Here is a 14,534-nt window from a genome sequence, read left to right as displayed (position 1 = left end):
AATAGAGCAAATAGCCCCCTGTTATTCCAGCCATCATTATTTCTACTCTATGTGTAAACTTTTCCTCCCTCAGGCCGATAACCCGGTAACGACACTTGAATATTAAGGATTAAACATGGCAAGTATTAGTTCTCTGGGGAGTGGTTCAGGCCTGGATTTAAACGATGTACTGGGTAAACTCACTGCATCAGAGATGACACGCTTAACTCCGCTGACTAATCAACAGTCCAGTTATAAAAGTAAATTAACCGCATTTAGTGTGTTGCAAAGTGCTCTGGCAAAATTAGAAACTGCCTCTGCGACACTCAAAAAAGCCGACACATTAAATTCAACGGCTGTCAGTGGTGCTAATACGGCATTTAGCGCCACCACCGACAGTAAAGCGACGGCAGGCAGTTATTCGATTGAAGTCACCAATTTGGCTAAAGCACAGTCTTTATTATCTAAAGATGTGCCTAATGCGACAGACAAATTAGGTAATGATAATGCGACCCGCATCATTACTATCAGCCAGCCAGGGCAAGAAAAACCGTTGGAAGTGACGTTAACCAATGAGCAAACCTCATTAGCCGATATCCGGGATGCCATCAATAAAAAAGAAGGAAACGTCAATGCCAGTATTATGAAGGCGAGTGATGATACCTACTATTTAGCATTAACAGCCCGAGATACAGGCACTCAGTCAGAAATGACCATCAGCGTCAGCGGTGATGAAACCTTAAATGATTTTCTGAACTACACCCCCAGCAGCACTGGTGGTAGTGGTGCAATGACGCAGAAAGTCAAAGCGGAAAATGCTGAACTGGCCGTCAATGGTGTCGCGATTACGCGCCAAAGCAATACCATTACCGATGCACCTCAGGGTGTCACCATCAATCTGAAAGCAGTGACTAAAGCGGATACACCAGAGCAATTAACCATTGTCCGTGACAGCAGCGCATCAAAAGCGGCGATCCAAAACTTTGTTGATGCCTATAACTCATTACAGACAACTTTCGGTTCACTGACCAAATATACCGCCGTAGAATCAGGCAGCGATCAATCCGGTAGCAATGGTGCATTGGTCGGGGATGGCACATTACGGACTATTCAAACACAATTAAAAAGTCAATTAGCTGCGGCTCAGCCAGGAGATTTAAAAACCTTAGCCAGCATGGGGATCACACAAGATCTCGACGGTAAGCTGGTTGTAGATTCCATTAAATTAGATGCAGCATTAAAGGATAAACCTAATAGCGTCACTGCATTTCTTGTGGGTGACGGGAAAAACTCTGGTTTTGCCACTCAGACTGAAAAATTACTCAATACCGCACTGGATACAACATCGGGCACATTAAAAACAGTGACTGACGGTATCAATAACACCTTAAAAAGTCTGGATAAGCAGGTTATTTCCACCACTAACAGTATTAATGCCAATATTGAGCGTTATAAAACCCAATTTACCCAACTGGATAAGATGATGAGTTCGTTAAACAACACTTCCAGTTTCTTAACGCAACAATTTTCTTCATAAGGGATAGGACATGTATAAGCGATCTGGAAGTCAGGCTTACGAACAGGTAGGTCTGGAAAGTGGCGTAATGAGTGCCAGTCCACACCAATTGATCGTGATGCTATTCGACGGGGCGCATAGCGCCCTGATTCGTGCACGTATTTTGATGAGCCAAGGTAATGTTCCCGCTAAAGGTGCCGCAATATCCAAAGCAATCGATATTATTAATAACGGCCTGAGTGCAGGGCTTGATTTGGAGAAAGGCGGCGAAATGGCTGAAAATTTATCAGCCTTATATGACTATATGTCGCGGCGCTTACTGTATGCTAATTTGCATAATGACGAGCAGGCAATTAATGAAGTGTCTGCCTTGCTCGAAAATATTGCAGATGCGTGGCGGCAGATCGGCCCGAATTATCAACCCAATTAGGACCCATTTAATGGAACGTCACCAGCATCTTTTGTCCGAATATCAACAAATCCTAACTCTCAGCGAGCAAATGCTTCTGTTGGCTACTGAGGAAGACTGGGATGCGTTGGTTGATCTGGAAATGACTTATCTCAAAGCCGTTGAAAACACAGCCAATATCACTATTTCCTCTTGTTCATCGCCAGTATTGCAAGAATTACTGCGCCAAAAATTAAGATCTATATTGGAGAATGAGATAGAAGTTAAGCGATTACTGCAACACCGTTTAGATAAATTAAGTGAGTTGGTGGGGCAATCTACCCGCCAACGGGCGGTTAATCGTACTTATGGTCAGTTCCCCGATCGGGCACTGCTGCTGGGTGAAACACAATAGAACACGGGTTATCAACGTCATGTTATACCCGTCATACTGCAAGCTGCATGTGCGTTGACCACATTCAATAACTCGAATTATTTAGGGTATATATCCGCTCCGCTGAATGTTGCCATTGTGTTAATAGCGTTCACTCATGCCGTATTGAATGGTATTATCGCTCTGATGTTTTTTTATCATCGAAATAGCTTGCTTTATAGTCGGAGTAGCATGCTATGGTAAGTTTTCTATTAAAATAGTTTGCCAGCCTGCTATTCAAAGCGTAAAAATATTATCAAGTCAAACTATGAAATAAATATTGATGAAACATAAAATCAGCGTCTGTCCCGGTGTGGGTAGCACAGCGCATATTATTCAACATTCCGAGTTGCTTCTCACTTCAGTCTATATTGAGCACCCGTTGCTCATTATGGTTAATCGTGGGTATAAAATTATCCGTTGGGATAGCCAGGAGTGCGTTATCCTGCCGGGCGAAATTGCAGCTATAAATAGCGGGCAAACTATTGATGTTATTAATGGGCTATCTAATGATGACCTGTTCTTCAGCCAACAACTTCATTGTGACCCGAGTTTGATCGCGACCTTTGCTAATCACCCTACTTCAGCAGAGTTGGGGTTTATTCCCGGCGTGATGGCAATACGTAACTTAGCACCTGAATTCATCAATACGTTTGGCAATATATTTAACGCAATATCAGAAAATAGTGATATTCCAACGGTAATCATCAAGCACCGTATGCTTGAGTTATTACTTTGGCTGGCGCAGCGTGATGTTAAATTTATATTAAATGACGGTAACAGCTTGAGTGAAAAAGTGCGCCGATGCTTGGCCAACGATCCACACAGAATATGGTCCGCTTCTGAAGTGGCCGATCATATGATAATGAGTGAAGTGGTATTACGGCGAAAGTTAGCAGCAGAAAATATACTCTTACGTGATTTAATGATCGATGTCCGCATGACCAGTGCACTTCGCCTATTACAAGGTACGGATTGGCCGATCTCATTAATTGCCAATCAAATCGGTTATGAAAGTTCATCACGTTTTGCCGAACGTTTTCGTAAGCGCTTTGGTTTTGCGCCAACCGCTATTCGCGGCCATCATCGCTTGCAACCGGTAGAGAGTGAACCACTGATAAACCCAGTTAATCGTTATCTTAAGCCCTCATATTCCTGACTTATTACGACAGAAGGCGTTTGAATGTTGTCTGAATGCTCATTTATTCCACAACTCAATCCCCCTTAATTCATGTAGCTTATGTAATTCATCCCCATAAACCCGGCCATCCCCTACCTTGCCAGCAACATTGAGGGCTGCTAAATACTGCTTTTAGATATTTTGCACTTTAAAGCATTCTTTTTAAGGCCGCCATTAGCGTATTCATCCGGTAATATTTGCGCGCTATCGATTAAAACATTTTAAATCATAATGTTAAGTATAAATTACTGAAATTTAGAGAGATATAGCAATTATCGTGGCACCGCCTATTATTAAGCACGATTAAAAAATAGACTGCTGGGACTGCTATTATGTTCAGTAACTGGTTAGGATTAAAAAGCCGCTATCCTTTGCACATTCAAATTGCCGTTCTCTTTACGCTACTGATTGTCTCAATCGGTACGGTTATTATTATTTATAACCACAACCAGTTGACTAAACTCACTGAAATTAGCACTCATCAACAGTACCAAAAAACCGGCGAGGCCATTGCTGCCGAGTTAGATGCCGTTACCCGCCCGATGATGATGTCAGTCAATATTCTTGCCAGTATGCAAATCACCGAATTACCGACCCTTGAGCAACGCATTACTTTTATCGATAAGTTTATTGAGATCCTACAGCAGAATAGCTACGCCAGTGCCGTATACAGCGCTTACCCCAATGGGGATTTTTTTATGTTGCGGCCAATGACCGAGGCTAACCGTGTGTTATTTCATGCGCCTGAAAACGCAGAGTGGATGATTCAAAGTAATCGCTATCTCGATAGCATGCCTGAGAAGCGATTTATTTATCTCAATCGTGACCAAAAGATTATTGCTGTCATGCCGCGAGATAATGATAGCTACGACCCCCGACAGCGAGATTGGTTTATTTTAGCGTCACAGAATGCGTCACTGAATACCTCACCGACCTATATTTTCAAAGGGACAGGAGAAATAGGCTTTACCTATAGTCGTCGCGCGGAGAATAAGCAGGCGATCATTGGATTGGACGTTTCTTTAGCCTCGTTATCCCAATTTTTGACCAAACAAAACCTACCACCAGGTAGTCAGGCAATTATTATTAACTCCCACGATGAAGTGATCGCCAGTCTACCGAAGGAAAAAAATGAGGCGGCACAAAGTCCTATTACGGGCAAAAAAGTACCGATACTACAGGTATTGATAGACTCTCCGGCCCCCCCCTCCGATGAGCCTCATACTAAAGGCCATAATAACAGTGTTATATTTGAGGCACAGAATCAGTCTTGGTATGGATCTATTGTTGATATCAATAATAATGGTAATCAATATCAACTCGTTATTGCGACTCCAGCAGCCTATCTGACGGCGGATGCAAATGCTATCCGTAACCGCTCAACATTAATTGCTTTTATTCTATTAATGCTCAGTTTGCCTATTATCTGGTATTTCTCACTAAGAATATCTAAACCTCTTATTCGCTTACGACAAGATGCTGATGCCATCAGTCATCTGCATTTTGAGGAGAATGAATTAGAACACTCAGCTATTGAAGAAGTTGATGAGTTACATAAATCAATGTCTAAAATGAAACTGACCCTGAAGCAATTTATTTCAATGGGCAATATGCTGACCGCAGAAAGCAATTTTTTCCGTCAAATGCAGGGACTGCTGAGTGAGACAACCGAAATCGCCTCCATGACTGGGGGAATTATATTTTTGGCCGATAAAGAGGTGGGGACATTTACCCCAACCGCCTTTCGTTGGAACAGTGAAAATATCCCAGTATCAGGAATGTCATCGTTGCAGGTTAATGAAGATAACTTCAACATTTTTAACCCTGTACTGGAAGGAAATACCATTACGGGAACGTTAAATAAAGAAAATATACTCAGCCAATTGCGCGATTTTTTACACCCTTACTTACCACTACGCTTTGTCGCCGTTCCCATGCGAACCCATGATGATCAATTGTTAGGTTTCTTGCTGTTATTCAACCCTTATGAGTTAAATGCAGCACGTGAGCGTTCAAAAATTCAACTGGTTAATGCTTTAGTGGGCAGCTTATCTATTTCAGTAGAAACTCAGCGCTTGCTGCAAGAACAAAAAAATCTACTTAATGCCTTTATTGAGCTTATTGCCGGAGCAATAGATGCCAAGAGTGCCTATACCGGAGGACACTGCCAGCGCGTGCCTGAAATAACAAAAATGCTCGCCAGAGCAGCGGTGGAGAGTAAAGAGGGGCCATTCTCCGACTTTAATTTATCTGAGAGTGAGTGGGAAGAACTGCATACCGCCTGCTGGTTACATGACTGCGGAAAAATAACCACGCCAGAGTTTGTCGTCGATAAATCGACTAAATTGGAGTTAATCTATGACCGTATTCACGAAATACGCATGAGGTTTGAAGTGCTAAAGCGTGAAAAAGAAATTGCTTTCTTACGTCGTTATAGCACGGTTATTGCCAATGAGGCGGAGCAACAACAACTGGCTGATGAATTACAACAATTAGATGATGATTTCTATTTTATCGCTCACTGCAATGTCGGTGGCGAATTTATGTCTGATGAGGCGATAGCCCGGATCCAGCATATTGCCCACTATAATTGGACCAGAACATTGGATGATACCGCAGGCATTTCGAATGAAGAACGGGTACGTAAAGACAGGCAGCCAATCAGTGCCTTACCGGTGCAAGAACCCATGTTAGCGGATAAAGAAGAACATATTATTTATCGAGATAATAAAAATAAACGTTCAGAATATGATGATTTTAAAGTTAAAGAACCGACCTTCCTTTATAACCGAGGAGAAATTTACAACCTCAGTATCCGGCGCGGCACACTTACCGAAGAAGATCGCTATAAGATTAATGAACATATTATGCAGACCATCGTGATGCTCAAAAAGCTGCCGTTCCCTCGCTCTATGGCGAATGTCCCGGTTATTGCTGGCGGCCATCATGAGCGTATGGATGGTAAAGGTTATCCTTATCAGCTCACCCGTAGCCAAATGAGTATTCCTGTCCGTATGATGGCAATAGCTGATGTTTTCGAGGCTCTCACCGCAGCCGACCGGCCTTATAAACCAGGAAAAATGTTATCAGAAGCCCTTAATATCATGGTGAATATGGTGAATGAAAGCCATCTGGATCGGGATCTGTTTATCTTATTTCTGCAATCAGGTATCTGGCGTGACTATGCTGCAGCTTATTTACACGCCGAGAAAGTTGATAGTATTGATATCACTATTCTACTACAAAGAGTGGGTTATCAAGCTATCCCGCTGTCTGAATTGGCCTAAATATATCCGTCATCATTCAAGTTGCAGGAAGGAGTGGGCTGGTGTTCTATACCTACGGCGAAACAGAAATAAATCATCTGAAACGGCGGGATAAAAAAATGGCCGCGGCTATTGAGCGCTTGGGGATGTTAGAGCGCCCATCATCGCCGGACTTATTCGCCGCGTTGATCAGAAATATTGTTGATCAGCAAATTTCAGTTAAAGCGGCGCACACCGTCAATACACGCTTAACCCTATTATTGGGTATCGTCACACCCACCAGCGTTGCTGCAACCTCAGCCGGGGCGATTCAACGCTGTGGTATGACCATGAGGAAAGCTGGCTATATTAAAGGGGCAGCCAATGCGGTCATTAATGGTTCACTGAATTTATCTGTTATTGCGCAATTGCCTGATAACGAGGTTATTACACAGCTTTCACATCTTGATGGCGTAGGGGTTTGGACAGCGGAAATGCTGTTGATCTCCTCATTGTCACGGCCCGATATTGTCAGTTGGGGAGATTTAGCCATCCGCCGCGGTATGATGAATTTATATCGCCATAAAACCCTGCCCCGTGAGCGTTTTGAGCGCTATCGCCGCCGATATACCCCATACGGAACAACTGCCTCTCTTTATTTATGGGCGTTGTCACACGAACCTATGAAGGACCAATAAATTACGTAGTAAACCATACATCTGATTAACAAGTTTACGTTCGAATTAATCAACGGTAATTCTTTGCCCTACCTCTCCCCCCGGAAACCTTGCTGTACCTTGGCGTTGCCTGCGTCGATTATCCATCCGATTAAACGGCGATTATCCATTCACCACATTTGGCAAACCCTTTATACCATTATGAACATACGGTCGAATGGTTATGAGTCAGTCGAAAGAGCGAGGTAGGTTTAAACCGTGATAGGAGATCTTGTTTACTCCGGGTAAGAAAGCCCGGCTCTGTATTTTATCGCCGTCCTTGATCACACGCCCATATTCATCATGTGCTGTGGTCGGTTTTAAATTCGCGTAAGTGCTAGTAACTTCACGTATGGCAGTGCATTACCGCAAGGTGTCTTGTCTATGATTGGCATAGTTCAAAATAGAAAAGGCCCATCGAAGTGAGCCTTAAAATTTTATGCCGACTAGCTAATTAACTTGAGATCGGCTTGGCGTTGCTGCTTTTGTGCCTGATAGAAGTTTTCGTGCGATCCTAAACTTAATAAGTAAAGCTCGATTTTATCTTCTACCCAGCTATATCCCAGCAAAGTAAGTTGGTTATTAAACTGAAACTTATGGACGCGGAGATAACTGAGATCCCCCTTTTTCTGCTCACCTATAATGGGATTCTTGATAATCTTTTCGATTTCATCTTCCACCATCACCAAGTGAGCCTCTGGTAGTTTTGCTAATGCCTTTGTGAATCGACGGGTTTCATAAACGTCAATCTCACTTCCGTGCTGTTCTTCTGACATAGCGCGTAACCTTGTGGTTATCGACCTCGCTTTGCGCCAGTAGAGATTCTAGAATGAAACTGTAAGGCAAGTCAGGGTTATCTTCAGCGATACGCCCTATCCTCGCCCAATGTTCAATCTGCTTTGGAACACTGCGGCTTGCAGCATCAGCATGAACCTTTACGTCGCTAACAAAGTCGTCGTCTAAACGAATACTGGTAGCCATTGTGCGAACCTCTCTCGGGATTTGTATTTCATGCGACATGAAACGCATGCGCTGGCGATAGCGATAGCGATAGCGATAGCGATAGCGATAGCGATAGCGATAGCGCACTGACAATATGAAACAATATGTCGCAACATGCAACCTTTAATTGCTCCGCCTACCACATTCGGCTGGGTGCTGCCTCGTCCAGACCTCGGAGGATGGCAAGATTTAGGTTCTTTCAGTACCCATGCGAATGTAGAAATGCAAAAGCCCCAGCGATTAACCAAGGCTTTGAATTCTTGTTTACCAACTCAACGGATGCAATTACTACCGTTAGAGATGAATCTAGTCATTTTTCCGGAAAAGACAAAATTTTGTTTTTATAACGCCGCTATCCGTGGCAATCGTGCTTTATCGAGCATGCAATATTTCTTGCATTCTCACTCCATCAATACAGCCGGACGCCAAAGCAGTACGAAACGGATACCATGCTCTTTAAGATAACGGCGCTGAAAAGTGCAAAACAACCAAAGCGAATGAGTTTTGGGATGTGGTGAGTCAGGAATGACTACTACGGCATATGAATAGCTTTACTGAACGCAAAGTTATCGCCATCTGCCCCACCCATGCCCCATAGAAAAAAGGATTATCATATTTTTCATTAAAATTAATAACCTGACTGACTCACACGCCCATATTCATCACTTCTTGGTAGGCGGCAACCAGCTTATTACGCACCTGAATACCAAGCTGTAACGAAACCGATGACTTTTGCGCATTAACCATCACATCATTCAAACCGACACCGGGAACACCCAGTTCAAAATTCTGTGCTGATGTCCGGGCAACTTGTTGGTTTTCACTGATTTTGCCGATCGCCGCTTTCAGTTCGCTGGCGAAGCCCGCCTCTGCGGGCAGGGTTTTTGCTGACCCCGAGGCCTGTAATGCGGTCACCTGTAACTGCTGTAAAACCCCTTCGATACCTTGAACAGACATATTCACCCTCAGGATATAAACACTGCGATCAATGCAGACGTCTGGGCGGTTTTTATTCACGAAGGTGTTTAAACACCCTCATTCTTAACCACAAGCACACACGTATCACTCTTTTCAGGATGACACCCTAACACATCATTTTTGCGCTAAAGCGGCTAATTAGATACAAAAGTACCGGCTTATTGAGCCATCGAATTGTTCACTTCCAGCAAATAATGGCATGCCCATAATAAGGGATGAACAGCTATTGATGCGGTACCGCTCACAGCACCTGGGAGTCTGTTTTGTTTCAACACACTATTTATATGAAGAATATTAACTCAAACGTTGTTCAGATTGGGCAAGGACGTGTATGAACGCCTCGATAACTGGCGGTGAAAATCGTGAGAACGCTTTTACGATGACATTGGCACGCCTGCGCGCGAACCCTAAAATTCCCCTGCTGATTGCTGCCGCTGCCGCTATTGCCATCATTGTCGCATTGATGCTCTGGGCTAAAAGCCCGGATTATCGCGTTCTTTACAGCAATCTTAGTGATCGTGACGGTGGTGATATCGTCACCCAACTGACACAACTGAATATCCCTTATCGTTTCGCTGATAATGGTGGCGCATTGTTGATCCCCGCGGAGAAAGTGCATGAAACCCGCCTGCGGTTGGCACAACAAGGGTTACCAAAAGGCGGCGCTGTGGGTTTTGAATTGCTGGATCAGGAAAAATTCGGCATCAGTCAATTCAGTGAGCAAATAAATTACCAACGGGCATTGGAAGGCGAATTATCCCGGACCATCGGCACACTTGGGCCAGTGTTGAATGTACGAGTGCATTTGGCGATGCCCAAACCCTCGTTATTTGTCCGTGAACAAAAATCCCCGACCGCATCGGTCACGCTAGCCTTACAACCGGGTCGCGCATTAGATGATGGTCAGATCAACGCCATCGTTTATATGGTTTCCAGTAGCGTGGCAGGCTTACCGCCGGGTAACGTCACCGTAGTTGACCAAACGGGCCGTCTGTTGACGCAATCAGACAGTGCAGGCCGCGATTTAAATGCTTCGCAATTGAAATTCACCAGCGAAGTTGAAAACCGCTATCAGCGCCGTATTGAGAATATTTTGGCACCGATGGTCGGCAACGGTAATGTTCATGCTCAGGTGACTGCGCAGGTTGATTTTGCCAGCCGTGAACAAACAGATGAAGAGTACAAGCCGAATCAGGCCGCCAACCAAGGCGCTGTCCGCTCTCAACAGGTGAGTACCAGCGAACAACTGGGCGGAACTAACGTAGGCGGTGTGCCGGGTGCGTTATCGAACCAACCGCCAGTAGCACCGATAGCTCCGATTGAAACCCCACAACCTGCGGGAGCCGCGGCCAATAATGCCGCTCCAGCGAACGCAACCACAGCGGCAACTTCGACCGCTGCGAAAGCCAGTTCCAGCAATAGTCGCCACGACCAAACGACAAACTTCGAAGTGGACCGCACCATCCGCCATACCCAACAGCAAGCAGGTATGGTGCAGCGTTTATCCGTCGCGGTAGTGGTGAACTACACCAGTGATAAAGCCGGTAAGCCGATTGCACTGAGCAAAGATCAGTTAGCCCAGGTGGAGTCACTGACGCGTGAAGCTATGGGCTTCTCTACCGTTCGTGGTGACACGCTGAACGTAGTCAATACTCCCTTTACGGCCAGTGACGACACCAGTGGTAGCAGCCTACCATTCTGGCAACAGCAATCTTTCTTTGATCAGTTGCTGAATGCAGGCCGCTACCTGCTGATCCTACTGGTCGCCTGGATTTTGTGGCGCAAAATGGTGCGCCCAATGCTCGCCAAAAAACAGGTCGCAGATAAAGCCGCCGCCTCAGTGAATGACATAGTTCAAACCGCACAAGCGGCTGAGACGGTAAAACAAAGTAAAGAAGAGCTGGCCCTACGTAAGAAGAATCAGCAGCGGGTAAGTGCTGAAGTTCAGGCCCAGCGTATACGCGAACTTGCGGATAAAGACCCACGTGTTGTGGCGTTGGTGATCCGTCAATGGATGAGTAATGACCAATGAGTCTGACCGGAACTGAAAAGAGCGCCATTATGCTGATGACGTTGGGTGAAGACCACGCCGCTGAGGTTTTCAAGCACCTCTCCTCCCGTGAGGTACAGCAACTCAGTACCACTATGGCCAGCATGCGTCAGGTTTCTCATCAGCAATTGGTCGATGTCTTGGCTGAGTTTGAAGATGATGCAGAGCAATATGCTGCATTGAGTGTTAACGCCAGCGACTATCTGCGTAGCGTATTGATAAAAGCACTGGGAGAAGAGCGAGCCTCCAGTTTGTTGGAAGACATTCTCGAATCTCGCGAAACCACCAGTGGGATGGAAACCCTCAACTTTATGGAACCGCAGATGGCGGCGGATCTGATCCGCGACGAGCATCCACAGATTATCGCCACCATATTGGTTCATCTAAAACGTGCTCAAGCCGCCGATATTCTGGCCCTGTTCGATGAGCGCCTGCGTAACGATGTCATGCTGCGTATCGCCACCTTTGGCGGTGTTCAGCCCGCCGCACTGGCTGAATTGACCGAAGTGTTAAATAACCTGCTTGATGGCCAAAATCTCAAACGCAGCAAAATGGGCGGGATCCGTACAGCGGCAGAGATTATTAACCTGATGAAAACACAACAGGAAGAAACCGTTATGGATGCGGTACGTGAATACGATGGTGAATTGGCGCAGAAAATCATCGATGAAATGTTCCTGTTCGAGAATTTGGTCAGTGTTGATGACCGCAGCATTCAGCGTTTGCTGCAAGAGATCGACAACGAATCGTTGCTGATTGCCTTGAAAGGGGCCGATCAGGCCTTGCGCGAGCGCTTCCTCAGCAATATGTCCCTGCGGGCAGCAGAAATTCTACGCGACGATCTGGCCACCCGTGGGCCGGTGCGGATGTCACTGGTCGAAAACGAACAGAAAGCCATCTTGCTTATCGTTCGTCGTTTGGCCGAAAGCGGCGAAATTGTGATTGGCGGCGGCGAGGATATCTATGTCTGATCGGATTAACGCCCTGCCCTGGCAACCTTGGTCATTGAAAGATTTTGCCAGCCAGTCCGAGGCACCTCTGTCCGAGTCTATGCCGGATATCAGTCTGTTATTTACTGATGAACCTTTGGCAACCCCAACCGCCGTTGATGAGCAACAGGTGTTGGTAAACCTGCAATTGGAAGCCGAAAAACAGGGCCGCCAGCAGGGGTTTGCCAAAGGCTTACAAGAAGGGTTGGATAAGGGTTACCAAACCGGGCTGGAAGAAGGCCACCAGCAAGCGTTGGCCGATGCGCAGCAACAATTAGCACCAATGACCGCCCACTGGCAAGTTATGGTGACCGATTTTCAAAATACGCTCGATACCTTGGATAGCGTCATTGCCTCACGCTTAGTGCAAATAGCGCTGGCCGCGGCGAAACAAATTCTCGGACAGCCTGCGATTTGTGATGGCACGGCCCTATTGACGCAAATCCAGCAGATGATCCAGCAAGAACCCATGTTTGCTGGCAAACCGCAGTTACGGGTAAACCCAGATGATTTAGCCATTGTTGAGCAGCGCTTAGGTTCCACCCTGAGCTTGCATGGCTGGCGCTTATTGGGCGACAGCCAGATTCATGCTGGCGGCTGTAAAGTCAGCGCGGAAGAAGGCGATCTGGATGCCAGTCTGGCGACCCGTTGGCATGAGCTGTGCCGTCTGGCCGCGCCGGGAGAACTGTGATGACCACCCGCCTCGGCCGCTGGCTCACCTCTTTAGATAAATTTGAAGAGCGTATCAACCAATCGACAACAATCCGCCGTTATGGCCGCTTGACCCGCGCCACTGGTTTAGTGCTGGAAGCCACCGGCCTGCAATTGCCTTTAGGGGCGACCTGCCTGATTGAGCGCCATAATGGCGGTGAAGTGCAGGAAGTCGAAAGCGAAGTGGTCGGTTTTAACGGTCAGCATCTGTTTCTTATGCCTTTAGAAGATGTGGAAGGTATCGTCCCCGGTGCCAGAGTGTATGCCAGAGTCACCACGGGCGGCGCATCTGCCAGTAAACAATTACCCCTTGGCCCCGAGTTATTAGGTCGGGTCTTGGATGGCAGTGCCAAACCGCTTGATGGCTTACCGGCACCTGAAACCGGTTATCGTGCGCCACTGATTACACCACCGATAAACCCTTTGCAGCGCACCGCCATTGTCCAAGTCTTGGATGTGGGTGTGCGTACCATTAACGCCCTGTTGACGGTGGGACGTGGTCAACGGATGGGGCTGTTTGCCGGTTCTGGGGTTGGTAAAAGCGTACTGCTCGGCATGATGGCCCGTTACACGCAGGCTGACGTGATCGTGGTTGGGCTGATTGGTGAGCGTGGCCGTGAAGTCAAAGATTTTATCGAAAATATCCTCGGGCCAGAAGGCCGCGCCCGTTCGGTGGTTATCGCCGCGCCAGCCGATGTGTCACCGCTGCTGCGTATGCAGGGTGCCGCCTATGCCACCCGGATTGCCGAAGATTTTCGCGATCGCGGTCAGCATGTATTGCTGATTATGGACTCCCTAACCCGTTATGCCATGGCGCAACGCGAAATCGCGCTGGCTATCGGCGAACCTCCCGCGACCAAAGGCTATCCGCCCTCCGTATTCGCCAAATTACCGGCACTGGTTGAACGGGCGGGTAACGGTGTTTCAGGCGGCGGCTCCATTACTGCATTTTATACCGTCCTCACCGAAGGTGATGATCAACAAGACCCTATTGCTGACTCCGCGCGCGCCATCCTTGATGGGCATGTGGTGCTATCTCGCCGTTTAGCTGAATCCGGTCACTATCCAGCTATCGATATCGAAGCCTCTATCAGCCGTGCCATGACTTCATTAATCGATGATGACCATTACAGCCGGGTGCGCCAATTTAAACAACTGCTTGCCAGCTATCAGCGTAACCGAGATTTAGTCAGTGTGGGGGCTTACGCTGCGGGCAGTGATCCATTATTGGACAAGGCGATTGCCCTGTATCCGCAGATGGAAATTTTCTTGCAGCAAGGCATGTTTGAGCGCAGCAGTTTTGACGATGCCTGCCAGCATCTGAAGAGTTTATTTCCAGGTTAAGCG

At 46.6% G+C, this 14,534-nt stretch carries 13 protein-coding genes; 10 read left to right on the top strand and 3 right to left on the bottom strand.

What is annotated here, in order from left to right; all coding sequences use genetic code 11:
- Nucleotides 1-115: 115 nt before the first annotated feature.
- The 6 genes from fliD to AC971_RS02680 all read left to right on the top strand — a co-directional run bounded on the left by fliD (nt 116) and on the right by AC971_RS02680 (nt 7,439).
- Entirely contained in the window at nt 116-1,516 is a 1,401-nt protein-coding gene (fliD, locus tag AC971_RS02705) for a flagellar filament capping protein FliD (RefSeq protein ID WP_025383588.1), read from the top strand.
- Nucleotides 1,517-1,526: 10 nt separating this feature from the next.
- Nucleotides 1,527-1,925: a flagellar export chaperone FliS gene (gene fliS / locus AC971_RS02700; protein ID WP_025383587.1), complete on the top strand. Its 399-nt coding sequence runs from the start codon at nt 1,527-1,529 to the stop codon at nt 1,923-1,925.
- Nucleotides 1,926-1,935: 10 nt separating this feature from the next.
- On the top strand, nt 1,936-2,298 hold the full coding sequence (gene fliT / locus AC971_RS02695) for a flagella biosynthesis regulatory protein FliT (RefSeq protein ID WP_025383586.1): 363 nt from the start codon (nt 1,936-1,938) through the stop codon (nt 2,296-2,298).
- A gap of 301 nt (nt 2,299-2,599) precedes the next feature.
- A complete protein-coding gene (locus AC971_RS02690) occupies nt 2,600-3,475 on the top strand; it encodes a helix-turn-helix transcriptional regulator (RefSeq protein ID WP_025383585.1) in 876 nt (291 codons plus the stop codon).
- Nucleotides 3,476-3,828: 353 nt separating this feature from the next.
- Complete coding sequence (locus tag AC971_RS02685) at nt 3,829-6,783, top strand: HD domain-containing phosphohydrolase (RefSeq protein ID WP_025383584.1); 2,955 nt, start codon at nt 3,829-3,831, stop codon at nt 6,781-6,783.
- 41 nt (nt 6,784-6,824) lie between these two features.
- Nucleotides 6,825-7,439: a DNA-3-methyladenine glycosylase family protein gene (locus AC971_RS02680; RefSeq protein WP_025383583.1), complete on the top strand. Its 615-nt coding sequence runs from the start codon at nt 6,825-6,827 to the stop codon at nt 7,437-7,439.
- Between the two features lie 464 nt (nt 7,440-7,903).
- On the opposite strand, the gene AC971_RS02675 is transcribed toward AC971_RS02680, so the two are convergent.
- The 3 genes from AC971_RS02675 to fliE all read right to left on the bottom strand — a co-directional run bounded on the left by AC971_RS02675 (nt 7,904) and on the right by fliE (nt 9,416).
- Complete coding sequence (locus tag AC971_RS02675; RefSeq protein ID WP_025383582.1) at nt 7,904-8,233, bottom strand: type II toxin-antitoxin system RelE/ParE family toxin; 330 nt, start codon at nt 8,231-8,233, stop codon at nt 7,904-7,906.
- A complete protein-coding gene (locus AC971_RS02670; protein WP_038402210.1) occupies nt 8,208-8,438 on the bottom strand; it encodes a ParD-like family protein in 231 nt (76 codons plus the stop codon). Before AC971_RS02670 ends, AC971_RS02675 begins: the two co-directional genes overlap by 26 nt.
- 666 nt (nt 8,439-9,104) lie before the next feature.
- Nucleotides 9,105-9,416, bottom strand: coding sequence for a flagellar hook-basal body complex protein FliE (gene fliE, locus AC971_RS02665; RefSeq protein WP_002211144.1), 312 nt, complete (start codon nt 9,414-9,416; stop codon nt 9,105-9,107).
- 352 nt (nt 9,417-9,768) lie between these two features.
- On the opposite strand from fliE, the gene fliF reads away from it, so the two are divergent.
- From fliF to fliI, 4 genes are read left to right on the top strand one after another with little or no spacing between them, the layout of a single operon-like run.
- A complete protein-coding gene (fliF, locus tag AC971_RS02660; protein WP_025383580.1) occupies nt 9,769-11,469 on the top strand; it encodes a flagellar basal-body MS-ring/collar protein FliF in 1,701 nt (566 codons plus the stop codon).
- Nucleotides 11,466-12,458, top strand: a complete 993-nt coding sequence (fliG, locus tag AC971_RS02655; protein ID WP_025383579.1) for a flagellar motor switch protein FliG — start codon at nt 11,466-11,468, stop codon at nt 12,456-12,458. Before fliF ends, fliG begins: the two co-directional genes overlap by 4 nt.
- Complete coding sequence (fliH, locus tag AC971_RS02650; protein WP_025383578.1) at nt 12,451-13,167, top strand: flagellar assembly protein FliH; 717 nt, start codon at nt 12,451-12,453, stop codon at nt 13,165-13,167. The genes fliG and fliH overlap by 8 nt, the downstream gene beginning before the upstream one ends.
- Entirely contained in the window at nt 13,167-14,531 is a 1,365-nt protein-coding gene (gene fliI / locus AC971_RS02645; protein ID WP_025383577.1) for a flagellar protein export ATPase FliI, read from the top strand. Before fliH ends, fliI begins: the two co-directional genes overlap by 1 nt.
- Nucleotides 14,532-14,534: the final 3 nt, after the last annotated feature.

Origin of the sequence: Yersinia similis, assembly GCF_001053095.1 — a bacterium.
GTDB classification, from domain to species: domain Bacteria; phylum Pseudomonadota; class Gammaproteobacteria; order Enterobacterales; family Enterobacteriaceae; genus Yersinia; species Yersinia similis.
This window is presented reverse-complemented; position numbering and strand designations above follow the sequence as displayed.